The sequence below is a fragment of the Nocardiopsis alba genome (assembly GCF_000710955.1).
GTDB classification, from domain to species: Bacteria; Actinomycetota; Actinomycetes; order Streptosporangiales; family Streptosporangiaceae; genus Nocardiopsis; species Nocardiopsis alba.
In genome coordinates this window covers 52,505-74,125 of the sequence record NZ_BAZE01000007.1, presented here as the reverse complement: position 1 = coordinate 74,125, position 21,621 = coordinate 52,505, and the positions used below count along the sequence as shown (strand labels likewise).

Here is a 21,621-nt window from a genome sequence, read left to right as displayed (position 1 = left end):
GAGGGGGAACGGGCGCTCCGTGGTTTCAGGGGACCGTCGCGGTCAGCGGCGTTCGCGCACGGTGGCGACGATCTCGGCGACCGCCTCGTCGATCGGGACGCCGTTGTTCTGGGAGCCGTCGCGGTAGCGGAAGGACACGGCCCCCTTGCTGATGTCCTCGTCACCGGCCAGCAGCATGAAGGGCACCTTCTGCTTCTGGGCGTTGCGGATCTTCTTCTGCATCCGATCGTCTCCGGCGTCGACCTCGACCCGGATGCCCTCGGCCTTGAGCCTGGCCGCGATCTCCTGGAGGTAGGGCACGTGCTCGTCGGCGATCGGGATGCCCACCGCCTGGACCGGGGCCAGCCAGGCCGGGAAGGCGCCGGCGTAGTGCTCCAGGAGCACCGCGAAGAACCGCTCGATGGAGCCGAACAGGGCGCGGTGGATCATGACCGGACGCTGACGGGAGCCGTCGGCGGCGGTGTACTCCAGGTCGAAGCGCTCGGGCAGGTTGAAGTCCACCTGGATCGTGGACATCTGCCAGGTGCGGCCGATGGCGTCCTTGGCCTGGACGGAGATCTTCGGGCCGTAGAAGGCCGCGCCGCCCGGGTCCATGACCAGTTCCAGGCCCTGCTTCTCGGCGGCCTGACGGAGGATGCCGGTGGCCTCCTCCCAGACCTCGTCCTCGCCGATGTACTTCTCCGGGTCCTTGGTGGACAGCTCCAGGTAGAAGTCGTCGAGGCCGTAGTCGCGCAGCAGGTCGAGGACGAAGGTGAGCAGCGAGTCGAGCTCGCCCGCCATCTGCTCCTTGGTGCAGTAGATGTGGGCGTCGTCCTGGGTGAAGCCGCGGGCGCGGGTCAGGCCGTGCACCACGCCGGACTTCTCGTACCGGTACACGGTGCCGAACTCGAACAGGCGCAGCGGCAGTTCACGGTAGGAGCGCCCGCGCGCGTCGAAGATCAGGTTGTGCATCGGGCAGTTCATCGGCTTCAGGTAGTAGTCCTGACCGCCGTCGAGCTGCATGGGGGGGTACATGCCGTCCGCGTACCAGTCGAGGTGCCCCGACTTCTCGAACAGCGTGCTCTTGGTGGCGTGCGGCGAGTAGACGAACTCGTAGCCGCTCTCCTCGTGGCGCTTGCGCGAGTAGTCCTCCATGACCCGGCGGATGATGCCGCCCTTGGGGTGGAAGACGGCCAGTCCGGAGCCGATCTCGTCCGGGATGGAGAACAGGTCGAGCTCGGAGCCGAGCTTGCGGTGGTCGCGCTTCTCGGCCTCCTCCAGGAAGGTCAGGTACGCCTTGAGCGCGTCCTTGCTCTCCCAGGCGGTGCCGTAGATCCGCTGGAGCTGCGGGTTGGTCTCCTTGCCGCGCCAGTAGGCGGCGGCGGTGCGCATGAGCTTGAAGGCCGGGACCACCCGGGTGGTGGGCAGGTGCGGGCCCCGACACAGGTCCTTCCAGCACAGCTCGCCGGTGCGCGGGTGGACGTTGTCGTAGATGGTGAGCTCGCCGGCGCCGACCTCGGCGGAGGCGCCGTCGGCCGCCTCGGCGGCCCCGCCCTTGAGACCGATCAGCTCCAGCTTGTAGGGCTCGGTGGACAGCTCGGCGCGGGCGTCGTCGTCGGAGACCGCGCGCCGGTCGAAGCGCTGCCCCTGCTTGATGATCTGCTGCATCTTCTTCTCGATGCTCTTCAGATCGGCCGGGGTGAAGGGCTCGGCGACGTCGAAGTCGTAGTAGAAGCCGTTCTCGACGGGCGGACCGATGCCCAGCTTCGCCTCGGGAAAGAGCTCCTGCACGGCCTGGGCGAGGATGTGCGCGGTGGAGTGGCGCAGGATCGCCCGCCCCTCCTCGGAGTCGATCGCGATCGGCTCGACGGTGTCGCCGTCGGAGAGCTCCAGGGCCAGGTCGCGGGGTTCACCGTTGACCAGGGCGGCGATCACGGTCTTGCCGTCCGCCTCCAGTGCCTGGCCCGCGGTGGTCGTGGCCGCCACCGCACGCGAGGTTCCGGCGAGGGTGATATGCAGCTCAGACGCGGCGGACACGGTGACTCCCAGGGATACGTCGATGTCATGGATACGCACCGGCCGCCGGTGACGGCGGCCTGGTGTTTCGTCACCGATGCTATCGGCTCCGTGATGAGGTCGCCCCGTCGTCCACAGGGCCCGGGGACGATCCCCCCATCGGCCGCTCCGGGCCCGTCGGGGCGGGGAATCCAGAACGGACACCCGTGATTCGGTCGGAGAATCGGAGCGATCCGGGCCGGGGGGACGAGGTGCTCCGAGGCCCTTCGAAGCCCTGGCGGCGGGGCCTCCACCAAGGACCTATCGGACTCTTCGTGATCTTCCGGTCTTTTCCTCAGGGCATTGATCCGCATCACGAGATCGGTGAGAATCGGCAGACATCCGACGCCGCACCGAGTTCGTGACCCGAATGCCATCAGATGTAACGACCGAATACTGTGAGCGCATGTCACCGAGTCCTCCAGACGGACCTCCAGCGACGGAGACATCCCACCGGCACCGCACCCGGGTACGCCGGTGGAGGAGGCTGCGCGCGCGGCTCAGACTCTTCCGCCGACGCATGCACACCCACCCGGTGCTGCACCTGCCCTGGCGGATCCTGGTCGGGACGGTGGGCGCGGTGGTCGTCGTCGCCGGGATCGTCATGCTGGTGATCCCCGGCCCCGGTATCGCCTCGATCCTCTTGGGGCTGCTCATCCTCAGCACCGAGTTCCGTTGGGCCCGGCGCCTCCTCCATCCGGCCAAGGTCTGGACCCTGCGCGCCGAACGGTGGGCGCTTCGGACCAAGGACGACCATCTGCGGCGGATGCGCCGCCGGCGGGCCAGGCGACGTGGACGGACCCCCGACGAATAGGCGGGACCTTTCCCGGAGGGGGTGGCCGCCGAAATCGGGGCCGTGGAGCAAAGTCGCACGTTGCCCGGCATTGAGACGACCGAAACGAAAAAAGAGGGAGCGGATCCGTAACGATCGGATCCGCTCCCTCTTCGAGGTGGGCGATACTGGACTCGAACCAGTGACCTCATCGGTGTGAACGATGCGCTCTAGCCAACTGAGCTAATCGCCCCTCGGGCCTGGGCCCCCGTCCGGCCTCGTCGGCCTGACATGTAGAACTCTAGCGCATGTTCGAGGGTGCCTCGCAACTCGACCACCGAGCCGCCCCCGAAGAGACGTGACCGAGGTCACATTGCCGACATGAAGACCCCCATTGGAGTTCCACGGACGCCCCTGATCCCCGCGATGAGTAGGAGTTCCCGGCTTCACGACCCCTCCGAGGACGACCACGAGTTGACCTCCGCGTGACACGGGCCACCCATCATGGGGAAATCTTTGGTTTCCCCTGGTCATTACAGTGACGAAGGATCGTGGTGCCGCCCCGCGGCGCGCTGGGCCCGCTGGGCGGGCAGCGAGACCTCCGGTCCCACCGACCAAGAAAGTCTCCGTACTCACGTCATGATCCGCGGACAAGCGCGTTGGAGCGAGTGAGACGGCAACCGGCCGGCGCCCCAGGAACGCCTGGGCCGGACGAGAAAAGGTTTGGCGAACATGAACAGTAGCGATATCACTGCCACCGCCGAGCTGGGCCTGCGACTCGTGGTCCCGGAGCGCACCGCGGTTCCCCTGGTCGCGCGACTCGACTACAGCGCTGACGACCCGTACGCGATCCGCGTGGCCTTCCACACCGGCGAGGACAGCCCCGTCGAGTGGATCTTCGCCCGCGAGCTCCTCACCGTGGGCATCGTGCGCCCCGTCGGCGAGGGCGACGTCCGGGTGTGGCCCTCCAAGAGCGAGGGTGGAGAGCGCTCGGTGAGCATCTCCCTCTCCTCTCCCTTCGGTCAGGCGGAGTTCGATACCCAGGTCTCCCCCCTCGCCGAGTTCCTCCACCGCACCTACGAGATCGTCCCGGCCGGCCAGGAGGGCAGCTTCGTCGACCTCGACGAGGAGATCCAGCAGCACCTCCACTCCTAGAGAGTGGAACGGAGCCCGGCACCCCCGTGGGGCGGCGCGAGCGGGGCACCGACACATCGGCGGAAGAGTGAGGGGACGACGCCTGGGCGTCGTCCCCTCACTCGTTCCCGTTCCCCAGGATCCCGGTCACGGGTCCTGGTCGTCCGCGGAACGCTCGGCGAACACCGCCATCGCCTTGAGCGTGATCGGCCCCGGCTCCACCGACACCGTCCGGTCGTCGATGGCCAGGATCGGCTGTACGTCACGCCCGGTGGAGGTCAGGAACGCCTCGGTGATCTCGGGCAGACGCTCCATGGGAACGTCCTCCTCCTCACCGCCGAACCACTCCAGGACCAGCTCGCGGGTGATGCCGGCCAGCGGCCCCGCCGACAGCGGCGGGGTGACCAGCCGGCCGTCCAGCACCACGAAGACGTTGCTGCCGGTGCCCTCGCACAGGTTCCCCGAGATGTTGCGGAAGATCGCCTCGCTCGCGCCCCGCTCGCTCGCGTAGGCCAGCGCGCGCACGTTGTCGGCGTAGGAGGTGGTCTTGAGCCCCGCCAGGGCCCCGAACTCGTTACGCGGCCACGGAGCCAGCGCCACGGTCGTGTGCGGGGCGATCCCGGGGAAGGGCGACATCGCCACGATCATGGTCTGCTCCCCCTCCCCGCGGCCCGAACCCAGCGGCCCGGTCCCGTCGGTGACGGTGATGCGCACACGGGCGTCGGTCACCTCCGCGTTGGCCTCCAGGGCCCGGGCGACGCCGTCGGCGATCAGTTCCAGGTCCGGCTCGTCCATGCCCAGGCCGGTCGCGGAACGCGCCAGCCGCTTCAGGTGCCGGGTCAACGCGAACGGACGCCCGTTCCGCGCCCGGACCGTCTCGAAGACGCCGTCCCCGACGGTGACGCCGTGGTCGACCACCGGAATCAGCGCGTCCTTCTCCTCCAGCACCGCGCCACGCCCATGGCCGGCTCCGGCGATCCACACCCTCATTGCAACCCCCACTCTCAAGAGCCCTGGTCGGGCCGGTGTCATCCTCGAATCCTGCCACTTCGGAGCGGGTGCCCGCCGGGAGATGCCCCGAACCGGGCCCTACCCGGCGCCGTCCCCCCTGACAAGACCTGTGACCGGCACCGGCCGCGAGGCCTCTCCACACCGTCTTTCGCGACCCCGTTCTCGCTGGTCCGGACACCGGAACACGCCGGTGTTCCGCCCCGTCCCACGAACGATGGCCGGACAGATAAGTTACGAATGACTATCATCTGGGCAACGCTTATGCGGGACCGGTGGCCGTACCCCCACGACGGTGACCTCCCCGGAACGTCCCGCAGAGCACGCGCTCCAGAACACACAAGGCCCCGCCTCCGACAGAGCAAAGAGAGACATGACCCAACCGAGCACCGCCCGCGGAGAACTCAGCTGGCTGCTGGACGACCTCCTGACTCGCGCTTCGGGCACTCAGCACGCCATCGTCCTGTCCACCGACGGGCTCCTCATGGCGACCTCCAGTGGCCTGGACCGCCCCGCCGCCGAACACCTCTCGGCCATCGCCTCCGGACTGCACAGTCTCGCGGGAGGGGCCAGTCGGCAGTTCTCCGCGGGCGACATCCGCCAGAGCATCATCGAGATGGACCGCGCCTTCCTCTTCGTGGCCGCCGCCGGCGAGGGCGCCTGCATGGCCCTGATGTCGGACGCCGACAGCGACGTGGGCCTGATCGCCTACGAGATGAACAAGGTGATCGAGCGCGTCGGTCAGTACCTGTCCGCCCCACCCCGGCCGGACATGCCCTCCACCCCCGCGCAGGCGGAGAACTGATCCTCGTTCCGTACGCACGCGCGGGGATCCGCCCCTGCCGCCGCGGTGGACCTCGACGGTCCGCCACGGCAGGGCACGGAACCCCGTGGGGAAGTCGATTTCGCACTTGCCCGAAGATCCGCTAGAGTTCTTAACGCAGCGAGGGACGCGGCACCGGGAAGAACCGGAGGCCACGGAACACTCGCCGCGCGGACGTGGCTCAGCTGGTAGAGCATCACCTTGCCAAGGTGAGGGTCGCGGGTTCGAATCCCGTCGTCCGCTCGAAGGGTCCGAACACGATCGCCTCGGCGACACGGTAGGATCCAGGGACGGGAGAGATCCCGTACCACACGCGGACGTGGCTCAGCTGGTAGAGCATCACCTTGCCAAGGTGAGGGTCGCGGGTTCGAATCCCGTCGTCCGCTCGGAGAAAGGCACGCATGGGTGCCGCTCGGCCCCCCGTGCCTCCAGCCGGAGTGGCCGAGTGGTTGAGGCAAGGGACTGCAAATCCCTGCACACGGGTTCGATTCCCGTCTCCGGCTCCATGCGCACCACATTTCCATAGGGGCGATTAGCTCAGTTGGCTAGAGCACTACCTCGACACGGTAGGGGTCACAGGTTCGAGTCCTGTATCGCCCACAGGTAAGGCCGAAGGCCGGGATCCACACGGATCCCGGCCTTCGTCGTTCCCGGGGTCCGAGCCGGGCGCACCGCTCCCCCGCCGGGAGGACTCGGACCGCGCGACCGGCTCAGATGCGAGCGCCGATGGCCCCGGCCCCCCGCGACAGCTCGGGCAACCAGGTGAGCAGCTCCTCCGCGCTGGTGACGTCGGTCGTCGTCACCAGGTTGAGCGCCCCGGCGAGTTCCTTGTCGGCGTCGTACACCGGCACGCTCAGGCTCAGCGCGCCCAGTTCCCGCTCGGACTCCGAGAGGTGGTAGCCGTTCTCGCGCACCCTGTGGATGTCCTCCATCAGGGCCCGCTCCCCCTGAACCCGCCCCGAGGCCAACGCGACCTCCGGGAAACGGCGAACGTAGTCCTCGATCTCCTCGTCCGGCCAGGCGGCGAGCAGCACCTTCCCACCACCGACGTCGAGCGGCACGCGCCGTCCGATCGGGAACTGGTAACGGAGGGGGTCGGCTCCGCTGACACGGGCGACGAGGATGCGTTCGTCCCCCGAGCGGACGAACACGGAGGAGGTCAGCCGCGTGGTCGCGGAGAGCTCGGTGAGCACCGGCGTGGCGATCGTGCTCATCCGGTCGTTGACCACGAAGCCGTGCGCCAGCCCCAGCACCACCGGGCCGAGTGAGTACCCCAGACGCCCCTGTTGGACGTAGCCACGCCGCACGAGCTGGTTCACCGTCCGCTGTGTGGTGGCCAGGTGCAGGTCGGTCTCCCTGGCGATGTCGCTCAGCCGCAGCGGACCGCGCGCGCGTTCCAGGCATTCGAGCACGTCCAGCGCACGGTCGAGCGTGCGTCCCTGGTTTCCGCCTCCGGCGCCCATGCTCGCCTCATCACCCCTTCTTCGTTCTCTTCTGAGGATTTCCTCGCCCCGGGCGATGACCTCCAAGCCCGTGGAATACGGCGATCCGGCTCGCCTCCGTTCCCTCCAAGGTAGCGGAGGGGTTTCCGGGAGGTTGACAGCCGAGAGAGCCACAGGTCACACTCCCTATCAATCCACAAGATAAACTATCACTCAATGATAGCTGGTGCATGATGAAGGTAGCCGTTCTGGGACTGGGAGAAGCCGGCGCGATCTTCGCGGAGGCCTACGCCGCCGCCGGTCAGCTGGTCATCGGCTTCGACCCCGCGAGCACGGTGCGGACCCCCGAGGGCGTCGATCGGGCCTCTTCGATCGCGGAGGCGGTGGCCGGGGCGGACGTGGTCCTGAGCCTGGCCACGGCCGCCCACGCGGTCTCCGTCGCCCGTGAAGCCGCGCCCGCGTTGCGGTCCGACGCCGTCTACATCGACCTCAACGCGGCCTCACCGCAGGTCAAGACGGATGTGGCACGTACTGTCGATGGTGCGGCCCGCGTGGTCGACGGGGCCCTCATCGGTTCGGTCGTCAAGTTCGGGTCGAAGGTCGACATCCTCCTCGCGGGCCCCGCGGCCGAAGAGGCCGCTCGGATGCTCCGGGTCGTGGGCGCGAACGCCGAGCCGATCGGCGAGACCGTGGGCGCCGCGTCGGGACGCAAGCTGCTGCGCAGCGTGTTCATGAAGGGGTTGGGGGCGCTGATCACCGAGGCCTTGGACGCCGGACGCGCGGCGGGCGAGGAGGAGTGGATGCGCGAGCAGGTGGCCGCCGCCCTCACGGACGGGACCGCCGCGCTCGAGCGGTTGGACAACGGGACACGGCTGCACGCAGTGCGGCGCTCCCAGGAGCTGGACGCCAGCATCGCCCTGCTGGACGAACTCCACGTGGAGGCCCCGGTGAGCACGGGCGCGGCCGACCGTCACCGGTACCTGGCGCGTGTGACCGACCACCCCGACGAACGACTGATCGACGCCTACGCGACGATCCCCACCGCCGCCATCGGGGACGCGCGGGACCGGCTCGGTTTCCTGTCCTCCAGGATCAGGCCCGTCTGGGCCGGGGCCCGGCTGTCGGGGCGCGCCCTGACGGTGCGGACACGGCCCGGTGACAATCGCGCGTTGCACGAGGCGCTGACCGTCGCCCGCCCCGGCGACGTCCTGGTCGTGGACGGAGGGGGCGACGACTCCCGGGCGCTGTTGGGCGAGCTCATCGCCGAACGAGCCATCAACAAGGGGGTACGCGGGATGGTGATCGACGGAGCGGTCCGCGACGCCGACGAACTGCGCGAACTCGGCTTCCCCGTCTGGTCCGCCGCGATCTCTCCCGCGGGGCCCTACAAGGACGGGCCGGGCCACATCGGTCGCACCATCGCGGTGGGCGGCGCGGTCTGTTCCCCGGGGGACATCGTGGTGGCCGACGGGGACGGCGTGTTCGTCGTGCCCCGCCTGGAGGCCGAGCGGACCCTTACCGCCGCCCGGCTCGTCCTGGCCGACGAGGCCGAACGCCGCGAGGCGATTCGGAGGGAACGCGCGTGACGATCCCCTCCCCCACCCGGTCGCTCCCCCGAAGCGACACATCGCCCGTCCACGGGCACCAGAGTTCCCCTCCACCGAAAGTCGACCCATGCCGATCGCGCTACTAGCCCTCGCGGCGTTCATCGCCGTGATCATCGTGTGGAACGTCGTGTTCAAGCGGAACATGGGCGAGGCCATGCTGCTCGGACTCGTGGTCACCGCCCTGTTCGCCGGAACACGGGCCCCGGAGTACCTCCTGGGAGGGCTGGCCGACGCCCTCACCCACGACGTGCTCTACGCCGCCCTGGCCTTCGTGTTCATGGCCTACCTCATCGACACGACAGGGCTGATCCAGAAGATCCTGGCCATCCTCAACTCCGCCTTCGGACGCCTCCGGGGCGGCCCCGCGTTCATCGACACGGCCGGTTCCGCCGTCTTCGGGGCCCTGTCCGGCTCCAACTCCGCGAACACCGCCTCCAGCGGTTCCTTCACCGGCCCCTGGATGGTGCGCACCGGGTGGACCCCCACGCGGGCGGCCACCGTGCTCGCCGGCAACGGCGGGATGGGCGCGGCTCTGCCACCCAGTGCGTCGATGGTCATCATGATCGGCTTCGCCGGAGGGATGGTCACCACCGGCCAGGTGTATCTGGGCCTCCTGATCGCCGGGCTGTACCAGATCCTGCTGCGCATCGGTCTGGTCACGTACTTCGTCCGCCGTGACGGTGTCCCCAGGGTGGACGAGCACGACCTGGTGCCGATGCGTACGTCGCTGCGTCAGGGGGCCGGCGCGCTGACGATCTTCCTCGGCGCCCTCATCCCCATCGCCGTCACCGTGGGCCCCCTGGCCACCTACCTCACCGAGGCCACCCCACTGGGCGACGCGGTCGGCGACATCTCCCTGCTGACCTGGATCCCCATCCTCATCATCGGCTTCTCGCTCATCGCCGGTCGGGACCGTCTCCCGCGGACGGTGCGCGGCTGGTCCCGTCTTCTGGACGGCGCCCTGCCGAAGTTCGCGACCATCGGCGCCCTGCTGTTCTTCGCGATCGCCGCGAGCGAGATCCTGGGGCGCCTGGGCCTGGCGGAGGACGTCAACGTCATCCTGGAGTCCCTGCCCGTCGGTTCCACCGTGATGGTGGTCGTCGTCGGCCTGGTGATCACCCTGGTCGCCGGTCCGCTCTCGTCCACGGCCACACTGACGGCGGTCGGTCAGATCTCCTTCCTCGCGCTGGTCGGCGTGGGGGTCGACCCTCTCCTCGCGATCATCGCGATCCTGGTGTTCGCCTCCACCGAAGGGGCCTCCCCTCCCGCCTCCGGCTCGATCTTCGTCGCCGCGGGTCTGACCGGGGCACGGCCGGAGAGCACCTTCCTGCCGCTCATCGTCTACTACATGATCCCGATCTTCCTGATCGGCTGTCTGATCGGTTGGGGCGTCCTTCCGGTCCTGGGGGTATGACCATGCTCGCTCTCAAGCCCCGGACCTTCGGCGTGGTCCGCGCGCTGTTCAAGGTCGGTCTCGTCTGCTGCCTGGCACTAGGAGCGCTCCTGGTCCTGGGACAGATGGCCGGAGTCCTCACCCAACGTCCGGACTGGGTGACCGGCGCCTCCGACCTGCTGTTCGTGCCGAGCGTCGGCGCGGCGGCGACCTTCGGTGTCCTCGGTTTCATCTGCAACTACCTCGCGCCGGAGGAGCCGGAGTCCGAGGACGACTGAGGGTCCGGGAAGGGCGGGGCGGGGCGCGCCGTCACCCGCCCCGCCCTTCCCGGTGTCGGGGTCAGAGGTCGCGGTCGGGGGCGTCCAGGGCCAACCGATAGCCGCGCTTGACCACGGTCCGGATGATCCGTGGGTCGCCCAGGGCGGTGCGCAGTCGGGCGATGGCGGCCTCCACCGCGTGGGCGTCGGCGTCCTCGCCCAGGCAGGTGAGCAGCCGAGCCCGGTCCAAGACCTGCCCGGGGCGATGCGCCAGAGCTCTCATGACGCGCATCAGGGTGGGAGAGAGCGTGCGGGCGACGCCGTCGACCAGGACGGCGTGACCTCGCGGTTGGAGATGGTGCCCGGCCACCTCCAGAGTGGGGTACCGGGCCGGCAACTCCTCGGCGAGCCTGCGGATCTGGGCGCCGACGCGCGCGCGTTCGGGCCGGACGGTGGGGATATCGTGCGCCACGAGCGGGCGGGCGGTGACCGACCCCACGCACATGGCCAGGACGTCGCCGCGCAGGGCGTGGACCAGGTCGGCCCGGCGGCCGGTGGCGTGGGCCCGGGCGAGCAGTCCGGCCGCGGCGGGGGCGCTGGTGAAGGTGACGGCCTCCGCTCCCCCGGAGACGACGGTCTCGATGAGACGGTCCAGGGCGGCCGTGTCCTCCGGCTCGACCCAGCGGTAGACGGGGACCTCGATCACCTCGGCCCCGGCCAGGCGCAGTGCGGCGGTGAAGTCCGGCAGCGGTTCACCGTGCAGCTGGACCGCCACGCGCAGGCCTCGGACACCTTGGGCGAGCAGGTGGTCCAGGACCTCGGCGGAGGATTCCGAGTTCGGTGACCACTCTTCGGTGAGACCGGCCGCGCGGAGGGCACCGCGGGCCTTGGGGCCTCGGGCCAGGAGACGTGAACCGCGCATCCCGGTCAGGAGCCGGTCGGCGACGCCCCACGTCTCGCAAGCCTCGATCCAACCGCGAAAGCCGATGCCGGTGGTGGCCACGACGATGTCGGCGGGGCGACGGGCGAGTTCGTCGGAGACCGAGGCCAGGCGTCGGTCGTCGCTGATCGGGACGATGCGCAGAGCGGGGGCGGACACGACCCGGGCCCCTTTGCGGCGTAGCAGGGCGCCGATCTCCTCGGCTCTGCGGGCGGCGGTCACGGCCACGGTGAAACCGGTCAGTGGACCGGAGGGCGTGGACCCGCTCGCGGAGACGGTGTCGTCGAGGGTGGTGGGGACCGTGCTCACGGGGTCCCCTCCTCGGTGCGGACGGCGATCTGCACCGTGGCGCCTCTCCGTCGTACGGGCCAGGTGGTCAGGCACGTGTGCTCGTCGTCCAGGCTGCGCCCGGTCGACAGGGAGAAGACGTGCTTGAGCATGGGCGAGGCGATGGTGGGCTCCCCCGCCCGGTCGCCGACGATACCTCGGGAGATGACGGCGGCCCCGGTGTAGGGGTCGATGTTGTCCACCGCGTACAGGCGATGGTCACGGGTGCGGAACAGGGCCGCCTGGCGTCCGTCGGGGAGCAGGACGGCCACTCCGTCCTCGACCCCCGGCAGGTGCGCGGGGCAGGCGTCGATCCAGGTCGTGGTCGGCTGGACGGTGGCGGTGATCATCGTGGTCCCTCCTGGGGTCGACGGGCGGGCATGCCCAGGTCCACGGACGCGCCGGCGGGCACGGGCTGGTCGCGGACGGTGGTGAAGTCGATGGTGGGGTCGGGGGCGTGGGGGGCGTTGGCGAAGGAGACGAACCGGGAGAGCTTCTCGGGGTCGGCCAGGACGGCGGCCCACTCGTCGGTGTAGGAGGCCACGTGGCGTTCCATGGCCTCCTCCAGTTCCGCGGCGATCCCGAGGCTGTCGTCGATCACGACGTCGCGCAGGTGGTCCAGGCCGCCTTCGAGGGACTCGATCCAGGGCGCGGTGCGCTGAAGCCGGTCGGCGGTGCGCACGTAGAACATCAGGAACCGGTCGATGTAGCGGATGAGGGTGGGCTCGTCCAGGTCGCCTGCCAGGAGTTCGGCGTGGCGGGGGGTGAAGCCGCCGTTGCCGCCCACGTACAGGTTCCACCCCTGGTCGGTGGCGATCACCCCGAAGTCCTTGCCTCGGGCCTCGGCGCACTCCCGGGCGCATCCGGAGACGGCGGACTTGAGTTTGTGGGGTGAGCGCAGGCCCCGGTACCGCTCCTCCAGGCGGATGGCCAGACCCACCGAGTCCTGGACGCCATAGCGGCACCAGGTGGTGCCCACGCAGGACTTGACGGTGCGCAGGGCCTTTCCGTAGGCGTGTCCGGATTCGAAACCGGCCTCCACCAGACGTGCCCAGACCGCGGGCAACTGTTCGAGGCGGGCGCCGAAGAGATCGATGCGCTGCCCGCCGGTGATCTTGGTGTACAGGCCGAAGTCGCGAGCGACCTCGCCGATGACGATGAGCCGCTCGGGGGTGATCTCGCCGCCGGGGATCCGAGGTACGACCGAGTAGGTGCCGTTGCGCTGGAGGTTGGCCAGGTAGCGGTCGTTGGTGTCCTGGAGGGTGGCCTGCTCGCCCTCCAGGATGTGACCGTTGCCCAGTGAGGCCAGGATCGACGCGACGGCGGGTTTGCAGACGTCGCATCCGTGTCCGGTGCCGTGGGAGGCGATCAGCGCGGAGAAGGTGGAGACGCCGGTGGAGCGGACGATCTCGACGAGTTCGGCGCGCGAATGGGTGAAGTGCTCGCACAGGGCCTTGGACTGTTCGATGCCGGACCGGGCGAGGATCCGCTTCAGCATGGGCACGCACGAGCCGCAGCTGGTGCCCGCCCCGGTACGGGCCTTCAGAGCGGGGACGTCGTGGTCTCCATCGGCGATGGCCCGGGAGAGGGCGCCCTTGGTGACGGCGTTGCACGAGCAGATCTGCGCGTGGTCGGGCAGGGAGTCGGCGCCCAGGTCGGCCCCGCCCTCGGGGGTGATCAGGGAGAGCGGGTCGCCGGGGAGGGGGGAACCGACCAGGGGGCGCAGGGCGGAGTAGGCCGAGGCGTCGCCGACCAGGACGCCGCCGAGCAGGGTTCCCGCGTCGTCGGAGACCACGAGTTTGGCGTAGCGGCCGCCCGCGGCGTCGTTGACGACCACGTCCAGGGCCCCGGGGGTACGGCCGTGGGCGTCGCCGAAGCTCGCCACGTCCACGCCCAGGAGTTTGAGCCTGGTCGAGGTGTCGGCTCCGGTGAAGACGGCCTCCCCGCCCAGAAGACGGTCCGCGACGACCTCGGCCATGGCGTTGCCCGGGGCGATGAGGCCGTAGACGGTGCCGCGGTGCTCGGCGACCTCGCCGATGGCGTGGATGCGGGGGTCGTCGGTGGTGCAGGTGTCGTCGATGACGACGCCGCCGCGTTCGCCGATCCGGAGCCCGGCCGCGCGGGCGAGATCGTCGCGGGGACGGACGCCGACCGAGAAGACGACGAGGTCGGTGTCCAGGCGGTCTCCTCCGTCCAGGACCAGGCGGGCCGCCCTCCCCTGGGGGGAGGCCTCGATGGCCGTCGACGCGGTACCGGTGTGGACGTGGACGCCCAGATCGGTGACCAGGGCGCGCAGCAGCGCGGCGGCCCCCTGGTCGATCTGCGCGGGCATCAGGTGGGGGGCGAGTTCCACCACGTGTGTCTCCAGACCCAGCAGGCGCAGGGCGTTGGCGGCCTCCAGCCCCAAGAGCCCACCGCCGACGACCACGCCGGTGCGGGCGTCGCGGGCGGAGGCGATGATGGCGTCCAGGTCCTCGATGGTGCGGTAGACGTGGCAGCCGGGCAGGTCGTGGCCGGGGACGGGCGGCACGAAGGGGGTGGATCCGGTGGCCAGGACCAGACGGTCGTAGCGCAGTCCACGGCCGCGGGCGGTGGTCACGGTGCGGGCGTCGCGGTCGATGGCGGTGACGCGTTCGTCGACGTGCACGTCGACGGTGGGGCCGGAGAGATCTCCCAGGGAGAGGTCGTGGGCGTCGGCGCCGTCGAAGTAGGAGGACAGGGCCACCCGGTCGTAGGCGGTGCGGGGTTCCTCTCCCACGAGGGTGACGTGCAGGTGACGATCGGTGTCACGGTCACGGAGGGCCTCGACGAGGCGGTGGCCGACCATGCCGTTGCCGACGACGACGATCTCTTCCATGGTGTGCGCGGCTCCTCCTGCTACGGGGGCGGACGGATCCCAGACAACCTCTCGAGTGTTTCCGTCGGGTCGGCCGCGTGTGACGCGGTGGTTTCGTTGTGCCGCCATCGCGGTTCGAGGGCCTGTGATGTCACGGGGGCGTGTCGTCACGGCGGGCACGGCGGGGCCGGCCCCGGGCGCGCGGTCGCGGGGCGGCGACCCCGACGGATCACCCCGCCGGGGCACTGCGCATCCCCTCCAGCACGGCCCGTACCTCGCGCACGCATCCACCGCAGCCGGTGGTGGCGCGGGTGCGTTCGGCGATGTCCTCTCGGGTGCGGGCCCCGTCCAGCCACGCCTGTTCGATCTCGATACGGCCGACCGCGTTGCAGCGGCACACCGGCGCGTCCCGTGCCTCCCGAAGACCCGAGGCGGGAAGGGGCGCTCCTTGGAGCAGGGCCAGCCGGTCCGAGGGCACCGGGTCGCCGGTGTCGTAGAGTCCGGCCAGGGTGGCGGCGGCCTCGGGGAAGCCCAGCAGTACCGCGCCCACCACCTTCTCCTCACGGACCGTCAGCTTGGCGTAGCGACCGCCGTAGGGGTCGCTGATCGTCACCGTCTCCGCGCTCGGAGAGCCCTCTTCCTCGTGGACCCGGCCGAACGCGGTCAGCTCGATGCCCTCGGCCTTGAGACGGGTCAGCGGTCGGGCTCCGGTGTAGGTCGCGTGCGGTGCGGTGCCGGTCAGGCGTTCTGCCAGGACCGCGGCCTGTTCCCAACCCGGCTGGACGAGCCCGGCCCCGCCGCCGGGGTGGCGGGCACAGTCTCCGATGGCGTGCACACGCGGGTCGGAGGTGGCCATGCGGTCGTCCACCACGACACCGTGATCGACCTCGATCCCCGCGGAGGCGGCCAGGTCGGTGTCGGCTCTCACCCCGGCCGCGACCACGAGGGCGTCGCCGGGCAGGACCCGGCCGTCGTCCAGTTCCAGTCCGGAGCCGGGGGTCCAGCGGACGGCGGTCCGACCGGAGTGGACCGTCACGCCCAGGGCGGCGTAACGGTCGGCCAGGATGTCCGCGGCCGCTCGGTCGATCTGGCGACGCATGATCCAGGGCGAGGCCTCCACCACCGAGACCCGTACCCCTCGGCCCACCAGGCCGCGTGCGATCTCCAGCCCCAGGACCCCTCCGCCCAGGACCACCATGGGAGCGCCGGGGCGGGCCACCGCGATCAGACGCCGACAGTCCTCCAAGTCACGGAGGACGCCCACCCCCTCCCCCGGTCCTCCCTCCGAAGCGCGCACGCCCGGGACCGGAGGAAGCACGGCGCGTGCCCCCGTGGCCAGGACGAGTTCGTCGTAGGGCAGGCGGGAACCGTCGTCCAGGGTGAGGACGCGTCGTCGGGTGTCCAGGTCCGTGGCGGTCGTACCGGTGGGCACGGTGATCCCCGGCCCGTCGGGTACGGGCAGCCGGATCCGTTCGGCGGTGTGGTCCCCGGCGAGCACACCGGAGAGCAGGACCCGGTTGTAGGCGGCGTGGGGTTCCGCTCCGACCACGCTCACCCGCACGTGTTCTCCGGACGGGTCCAGACGGGCGACCTCTTGGGCAAAACGGGCACCGACCATGCCGTTGCCGACGACCACGATCCGGCGGGGAGAGGTGCTCTGGAGGGTGTTCAACCGTGACCTCCGGGTGTGGGAGCGCCGGTCTCCTCCGGAACGCCTCGGCCGTTCCGGTCCGGCGGGGCGGGTTCCAGACGCACGGCGCTGACCTTGAACTCGGGCATACGGCTGGTGGGGTCCAGCGCCGGATGGGTGAGGTTGTTGGCGGACTGTTCGCCCGCGAAGTGGAAGGGCAGGAAGACGGTGTCCAGGCGGGCCGTGGGCGTCAGACGCACGCGGGCGAGGGTGTGCCCACGCCGGGAGACGACCCGTGCCGTATCCCCGTCGGCCAGCCCGACACGGGCCGCGGTGGCGGGGTGCACCTCCACGTACGCCTCGGGCTCGGCGGCGTCGAGTTCGGCCACACGCCTGCTCTGGGCCCCGGACTGGTAGTGGCCCATCAGCCTGCCCGTGGTGGCCACCAGGGGGTGGTCGGGATCGGTCTCCTCGGCGGGGGGCCGATGGTCGACCGGGACGAGGCGGGCGCGTCCGTCGGGGTGGGCGAAGGAATCCAGGAAGAGACGGGGTGTGGACTCCTCGGGTGAGCGCACCGGCCAGTACAGCGCCTGACCGTCGGCCAGACGTTCGGGCGTGACCCCGGAGTAGTCGGCGGCCCCTCCGGCGGAGGCCCGTCCGAGTTCGGCCAGGACGGTGTCGGGGTCGGTGGGGAAGCGATCGGCCGGCTGACCCAGCCGTGCGGCCAGTGAGGAGAGGACCTCCAGGTCGGTCCGGACCCCGTCGGGCGGGGCGGTGGCCCTCTCACGGCGCAGGATCCGCCCCTCCAGATTGGTCATGGTGCCGCGTTCCTCGGCCCACTGGGCCACGGGCAGGACCACGTCGGCCATGGCGGCGGTCTCCGAGAGCACGAAGTCGGCCACCACCAGTAGATCCAGGGAGTCCAGGCGGGCACGTACACGCGCGGAATCGGGGGCGGAGACCACGGGGTTGGAGCCGAACAGCAGAAGGGCGCGTGGCCCGTCGGGGGTGCCCAGGGCGTCGAGGAGTTCGAAGGCCGAACGCCCCGGGCCGGGCAGGGAGTCGGGCTCCACACCCCACACCCGGGCCACGTGGTCACGGGCCTCGGGGTCCTCGATGTGCCGGTAGCCGGGCAACTGGTCGGCCTTCTGGCCGTGCTCGCGTCCGCCCTGGCCGTTGCCCTGACCGGTGATACACCCGTAGCCCGAGCCCCGACGGCCCGGTAGTCCCAGGGCCAGGGCCAGGTTGATCCAGGCCGAGACGGTGTCGGTCCCTTTGGAGTGCTGTTCGGTGCCGCGCCCGGTGAGGATGTAGGCGGCGTGGTCTCGGGCGGCCCGGCCCAGCAGGTCGGCGGCGGCACGGATGTCGGCGGCGGGTACGCCGGTGACACGTTCGGTGCGTTCGGGCCACCAGGCGGCGGCGTGTTCCCAGGCGGCGTCGAACCCGGTGGTGCGTTCGGCGAGGTACTCCTCGTCGCACCGGCCCTGTACACGTGCGGCGTGCAGTAGCCCCAGGGCCAGGGCCGTGTCGGTGCCGGGACGGGGCGCCAGGTGGAGGCCGCCCCGATCGAGGGCGACCTCGGCGGTGGCCGAGCGACGCGGGTCGATGACGATGAGGGCGGGTGAGGACAGATGTCCCATCATCGGCGGCATGGTCTCGGCGGGGTTGGCCCCGGCGAGCAGGACCACGTCGGCCTCGGCGACGTCGGTCAGGGGGAAGGGCATGCCCCGGTCCAGGCCGAAGGCCCGGTTGCCCGCGGCCGCCGCCGACGACATGCAGAAGCGGCCGTTGTAGTCGATCTGGGAGGTCGCCAGGGCCAGACGGGCGAACTTGCCCAGGGTGTAGGCCTTCTCGTTGGTCAGGCCGCCACCGCCGAAGACGGCGACGGAGTCGGGGCCGGCCGCGGCGCGAAGGGCCATGAGGCGTTCGGCGACGTGATCCAGGGCGGTGTCCCAGTCGGTCTCGACCGGATCGGAGTCGCGGTCCTTCCGCAGCAGGGGGCGGGTGAGCCGGTCGGGGACGGTGAGGACCTCGGCCGCGGTCCATCCCTTGCGGCACAGTCCGCCCCGGTTGGTCGGGAAGGGGGCCGGGCGGACGGCCGGACGTCCCTCCGGCCCCCGCTCCAGGCGCATGGCGCACTGGAGCGCGCAGTAGGGGCAGTGGGTGATGGTCATCGGGCCGTGGCCCCGACGTTCTCGACGGCGAGGGCGGGGCGTGCGGGGCGACGCATGTACACGGCCCAGGTGACCAGCGCGCAGAGAAGGTAGAAGGCGCCGAAGGCGAGGAAGGCGGGCGCGGTGGAACCGGTCGCGGCGAAGGACTCGCGGAAACCGACGTTGATGCCCACGCCTCCCAGAGCGCCGACCGCGCCGATGAGGCCGAGCATGGAGGAGGCCACGCGCTTGGCGCGGGCCAGGGCCCGGTCCCGGGGCTCACCGGCGGCGACGGCGTCCTCGGCGCGGGCCGCGTGGATGGAGGGGATCATCTTGTAGGTGGAGCCGTTGCCCAGTCCGGTGAGGGTGAACATCACCGCGAACGTCCCGATGAACAGGGGTGCCCGACCGGTCTGAACGGCCAGGACGAGCACGGCGGCGCAGGCGGCCATGGCGGTGAACACCCACAGCGTGACGCGGGCCCCGCCCAGGGAATCGGCCAGTCTTCCTCCGACCGGGCGGACGAGGGAACCCACGACCGGGCCCAGGACCGCGATCCCCGCGGCATGGACGGGTTCCAGGCCGAACTGGGCCTGAAGCAGCAGACCGAAGGCGAAACCGGTGCCGATGAACGAGCCGAAGGTGCCCACGTACAGCAACGACATGATCCAGAAGTGGGGGTCGCGGACGGCCGACAGGTGAGCGTCCGTCTCACCACGCGGGTGGACGAGGTTGTTCATGGATCGGTGGGCCCACCAGACCGACAGCAGGATCAAGGGCATATAGAAGAGCGGGACCAGGTGGCCCGCCGATGTGGTGAACAGGGCGATGACGGTCAGGCCGACCAGCTGGACGGTGGCGACCCCGATGTTGCCGCCACCGGCGTTCAGTCCCAGGGCCCACCCCTTCTCCCTCTCGGGGAAGTAGGAGTTGATGTTGGCCATGGAGGAGGAGAAGTTTCCGCCGCCCACACCGGCGGTGGCGGCCAGGACCAGGAGCAGCCAGAAGGGGGTGTCGGGGTTCCGGACGAGGAAGAACGCGGCGACCGTGGGGACGATGAGCGCCAAGGTCGCGATGACGGTCCACGTGCGTCCACCGAAGACGGGCACCGCCAGGGTGTAGGGCACCCGTAGGACGGCGCCGACCAGGGTGACCACCGACAGCAACAGGAACTTCTGTTCGGGGGTGGTGGAGAAGCCGTGCTCGGGGATCATGAACAGTACGAGCACCGACCAGATGCTCCACACCGAGAAGCCGATGTGCTCGGAGGCGATGGAGGCCCAGAGGTTGCGGCGGGCCACGTGGCGCCCCGTCTCCTCCCAGAACCGCCGGTCCTCGGGGTCCCAGTGGGAGATCCGGTCCCCGACCGCGCGCGGCGCGCGTCGGCCTGTCTCAGAGGTCACGTCCGGTGCCTTCCTACTCGACGGCTGTCGACCCTACCGAGGGTAGGAAGGCCGTGTTGCCCGGAGATGTCCGTCCGTGAAACACGAGAGACGGCCGGCTCACCCGGCGAGCACGGCCGCGGTGAGCGCGTCCGTCGGCGACGGATGATCCGTCCGGGGTCTCCGTCAACCCTGCTCGCCGTTGACGGCGAGTCTGCGCAGGGTCTGCTCCGAGGCGGTCGTCATCTCGTTCGGGACGCCGAGGGAATCGAGGAATTCGGCGGTGGCCCGCACCTCCTCACTGCGCCGGGAGGCGTGCTTGACGGTCCCGCTGAGAAAGCGGTCGACCAGCTCCGCGCCCCCCGTGAGCTGGGAGGCCACCTGTTCGCGCACCCATTCCTCCGCCCCCGCGGCCCTACCGGCCACGACGGCCTCGCACACCACCGAGGCGAGGGGCTTCATCAGGGAGCTGCGCAGGAGCTTGCGCGCCGTGGCCTCGCCCGGCTCTCCGGGCAGGACCTCCACGTCGGCGCCCAGGGACGCGCACACCCGCGCGACCTCGGGGGCGCCCGGACCACTGGCGATGAGGGCGGTGGCGGCTCCTCCGATCGTCATCGGGCCGAGGATGGCCACGTCGGCGAACCGGGCCCCGGTGGCCTGGACCTTCTCGCCGAGAGACCTCATGACGTCGGGGGTGGCGGAGGTGAGGTCGGCGTAGACGGTGTCCGGGGCGAGCGCTCCGAGCACGCTGTCCGCGACGGCGGGAGCGACGGAGGCGGAGGTGAGCACCAGCACCATGCCCGCTCCGGCCACGGCCTCGTGGGCGGACTCCGCGCGCCGGACGCCCTCGGGGGTGTCCGTGGGGCCGGGGTCGAAGCCGGTGACCTCGTGGCCCGCTCCGGCGAGCGCGGTGGCGTAGATGTTTCCGGCCTCACCCAGGCCGATGACGGTGATGCGCATGGTGACCTTTCGTCGTGTGAGAGCCGACGACGGGCCGGGACCGCACACGAGTGCGCCCGCTCGGTCCGGTCGCCGCTCCGCCGTGGTCCGGCGGGCGGCGTTCCCGATACGGGGTCGGGCGCTGGGCCGGATCACGGAAGGGGGTGCCGCCCACTGAGGGCGGAGGCTGCTCTTCGGAGTTCGGGGACGGCCTGACGCAGGCGGTCCCGGGATGTGTGTTCGGAAGGCCCGGAGACGGAGAGGGCGGCGAGCACCTCCCCGGTCGGGCCGGTGACGGCGACGGCCGCGGCGGCGACGGCGACGTCGCGCTCACCGATGGTCAGGCTGTAGCCGTCCTTGTCGATGTCCTCCAGTTCCCGGCGCACCCGCTCGGGATCGAGCGGTTCTCCCGAGGCGTTCGCGCACCCTTCCGACATCGCCACCACGGCGTCCCGCTCGTCCTTGGGCAGGTGGGCCGCGATGACCTTGCCGGACCCCACGTAGAGGGGGAACCAGCGGCCGATCGGAACCTGGTAGTGCAATTGAGGGCTGCCGTCGACCCGCGCCGCGAGCACGCGCTCGAAACCGCTGCGCACGTAGAGGGAGGAGGTCAGCCCGGTGACCGAGGTCAGACTCTGCATGACGGGCCGGGACTGCCGGGTGAGCCGGTCGTTGACCAGGAACCCATGGGCCATGCGCAGCACGGCCACACCCAGGCGGTAGGTCTGGTTCTCCGCGACCACGAGGCCTCTGCGCTGGAGTACCGCCAGCGACCGGAGCACGGTCGCCGGATGCAGGTCCACCAGGCGGCACAGGTCCACCAGACGCAGCGGAGTCTCGCTGCGCTCCAGGGCCTCCAGGACGTCGAGGGCACGCTCCACACTGCGCACCGTGGGCTGACCCGACGACTCTGTGGCCACTGCGGAACCCCTCAGACTCTGGAG

17 protein-coding genes and 5 tRNA genes are annotated in these 21,621 nt (G+C 70.6%); 10 read left to right on the top strand and 12 right to left on the bottom strand.

Annotation, left to right across the window (positions count from 1 at the left end; translation table 11 throughout):
• Positions 1-42 precede the first annotated feature (42 nt).
• Complete coding sequence (gene thrS / locus TR33_RS14460; RefSeq protein WP_026125088.1) at positions 43-2,016, bottom strand: threonine--tRNA ligase; 1,974 nt, start codon at positions 2,014-2,016, stop codon at positions 43-45.
• Positions 2,017-2,554: 538 nt separating this feature from the next.
• Here thrS and TR33_RS14455 point away from each other — a divergent pair.
• Positions 2,555-2,848 (top strand): PGPGW domain-containing protein, encoded by a 294-nt coding sequence (locus TR33_RS14455; RefSeq protein ID WP_199806143.1) that lies wholly within the window; start codon positions 2,555-2,557, stop codon positions 2,846-2,848.
• Between the two features lie 137 nt (positions 2,849-2,985).
• Here TR33_RS14455 and TR33_RS14450 read toward each other — a convergent pair.
• Positions 2,986-3,059 (bottom strand) — tRNA-Val (locus TR33_RS14450).
• A gap of 479 nt (positions 3,060-3,538) precedes the next feature.
• Between TR33_RS14450 and TR33_RS14445 the strand changes: the two genes are divergently transcribed.
• The gene (locus tag TR33_RS14445; RefSeq protein WP_014910549.1) at positions 3,539-3,961 is read left to right on the top strand and encodes an SsgA family sporulation/cell division regulator; all 423 of its coding nucleotides are present in this window, start codon (positions 3,539-3,541) and stop codon (positions 3,959-3,961) included.
• 126 nt (positions 3,962-4,087) lie between these two features.
• On the opposite strand, the gene TR33_RS14440 is transcribed toward TR33_RS14445, so the two are convergent.
• The gene (locus tag TR33_RS14440) at positions 4,088-4,930 is read right to left on the bottom strand and encodes an aminotransferase class IV (protein WP_042283648.1); all 843 of its coding nucleotides are present in this window, start codon (positions 4,928-4,930) and stop codon (positions 4,088-4,090) included.
• 391 nt (positions 4,931-5,321) lie between these two features.
• Between TR33_RS14440 and TR33_RS14435 the strand changes: the two genes are divergently transcribed.
• The 5 genes from TR33_RS14435 (at position 5,322) to TR33_RS14415 (ending at position 6,371) form a co-directional block, all read left to right on the top strand.
• Positions 5,322-5,753, top strand: a complete 432-nt coding sequence (locus tag TR33_RS14435; protein WP_014913584.1) for a roadblock/LC7 domain-containing protein — start codon at positions 5,322-5,324, stop codon at positions 5,751-5,753.
• Positions 5,754-5,941: 188 nt separating this feature from the next.
• A tRNA-Gly gene (locus TR33_RS14430) sits at positions 5,942-6,014 on the top strand.
• A gap of 70 nt (positions 6,015-6,084) precedes the next feature.
• Positions 6,085-6,157: transfer RNA gene (locus TR33_RS14425), tRNA-Gly, on the top strand.
• A gap of 45 nt (positions 6,158-6,202) precedes the next feature.
• Positions 6,203-6,277 (top strand) — tRNA-Cys (locus TR33_RS14420).
• Positions 6,278-6,297: 20 nt separating this feature from the next.
• Positions 6,298-6,371 (top strand) — tRNA-Val (locus TR33_RS14415).
• Positions 6,372-6,481: 110 nt separating this feature from the next.
• Here TR33_RS14415 and TR33_RS14410 read toward each other — a convergent pair.
• Positions 6,482-7,234 (bottom strand): IclR family transcriptional regulator, encoded by a 753-nt coding sequence (locus TR33_RS14410; protein WP_199806142.1) that lies wholly within the window; start codon positions 7,232-7,234, stop codon positions 6,482-6,484.
• Between the two features lie 209 nt (positions 7,235-7,443).
• Between TR33_RS14410 and TR33_RS14405 the strand changes: the two genes are divergently transcribed.
• The 3 genes from TR33_RS14405 (at position 7,444) to TR33_RS14395 (ending at position 10,491) form a co-directional block, all read left to right on the top strand.
• Positions 7,444-8,799: an RraA family protein gene (locus TR33_RS14405; protein WP_042283643.1), complete on the top strand. Its 1,356-nt coding sequence runs from the start codon at positions 7,444-7,446 to the stop codon at positions 8,797-8,799.
• Between the two features lie 88 nt (positions 8,800-8,887).
• The gene (locus tag TR33_RS14400; protein WP_017535031.1) at positions 8,888-10,234 is read left to right on the top strand and encodes a TRAP transporter large permease subunit; all 1,347 of its coding nucleotides are present in this window, start codon (positions 8,888-8,890) and stop codon (positions 10,232-10,234) included.
• A gap of 2 nt (positions 10,235-10,236) precedes the next feature.
• Positions 10,237-10,491, top strand: a complete 255-nt coding sequence (locus TR33_RS14395; RefSeq protein WP_234305847.1) for a hypothetical protein — start codon at positions 10,237-10,239, stop codon at positions 10,489-10,491.
• Positions 10,492-10,552: 61 nt separating this feature from the next.
• On the opposite strand, the gene TR33_RS14390 is transcribed toward TR33_RS14395, so the two are convergent.
• From TR33_RS14390 to TR33_RS14355, 8 genes are all read right to left on the bottom strand, one after another.
• Positions 10,553-11,719, bottom strand: a complete 1,167-nt coding sequence (locus TR33_RS14390; protein ID WP_042283640.1) for a uroporphyrinogen-III synthase — start codon at positions 11,717-11,719, stop codon at positions 10,553-10,555.
• Complete coding sequence (gene nirD / locus TR33_RS14385) at positions 11,716-12,087, bottom strand: nitrite reductase small subunit NirD (RefSeq protein WP_017535029.1); 372 nt, start codon at positions 12,085-12,087, stop codon at positions 11,716-11,718. The genes TR33_RS14390 and nirD overlap by 4 nt, the downstream gene beginning before the upstream one ends.
• Positions 12,084-14,594: a nitrite reductase large subunit NirB gene (gene nirB, locus TR33_RS14380; protein ID WP_042283637.1), complete on the bottom strand. Its 2,511-nt coding sequence runs from the start codon at positions 14,592-14,594 to the stop codon at positions 12,084-12,086. Before nirB ends, nirD begins: the two co-directional genes overlap by 4 nt.
• Before the next feature lie 208 nt (positions 14,595-14,802).
• The gene (locus tag TR33_RS14375; protein ID WP_042283634.1) at positions 14,803-16,245 is read right to left on the bottom strand and encodes an FAD-dependent oxidoreductase; all 1,443 of its coding nucleotides are present in this window, start codon (positions 16,243-16,245) and stop codon (positions 14,803-14,805) included.
• Complete coding sequence (locus TR33_RS14370; RefSeq protein WP_042283632.1) at positions 16,242-18,377, bottom strand: molybdopterin oxidoreductase family protein; 2,136 nt, start codon at positions 18,375-18,377, stop codon at positions 16,242-16,244. Before TR33_RS14370 ends, TR33_RS14375 begins: the two co-directional genes overlap by 4 nt.
• Positions 18,374-19,759 (bottom strand): MFS transporter, encoded by a 1,386-nt coding sequence (locus TR33_RS14365; protein WP_042283630.1) that lies wholly within the window; start codon positions 19,757-19,759, stop codon positions 18,374-18,376. The genes TR33_RS14370 and TR33_RS14365 overlap by 4 nt, the downstream gene beginning before the upstream one ends.
• Before the next feature lie 165 nt (positions 19,760-19,924).
• Positions 19,925-20,698, bottom strand: coding sequence for an NAD(P)-dependent oxidoreductase (locus tag TR33_RS14360; protein ID WP_017535024.1), 774 nt, complete (start codon positions 20,696-20,698; stop codon positions 19,925-19,927).
• 131 nt (positions 20,699-20,829) lie between these two features.
• Positions 20,830-21,597: an IclR family transcriptional regulator gene (locus TR33_RS14355; protein WP_026125085.1), complete on the bottom strand. Its 768-nt coding sequence runs from the start codon at positions 21,595-21,597 to the stop codon at positions 20,830-20,832.
• Between the last annotated feature and the right edge of the window lie 24 nt (positions 21,598-21,621).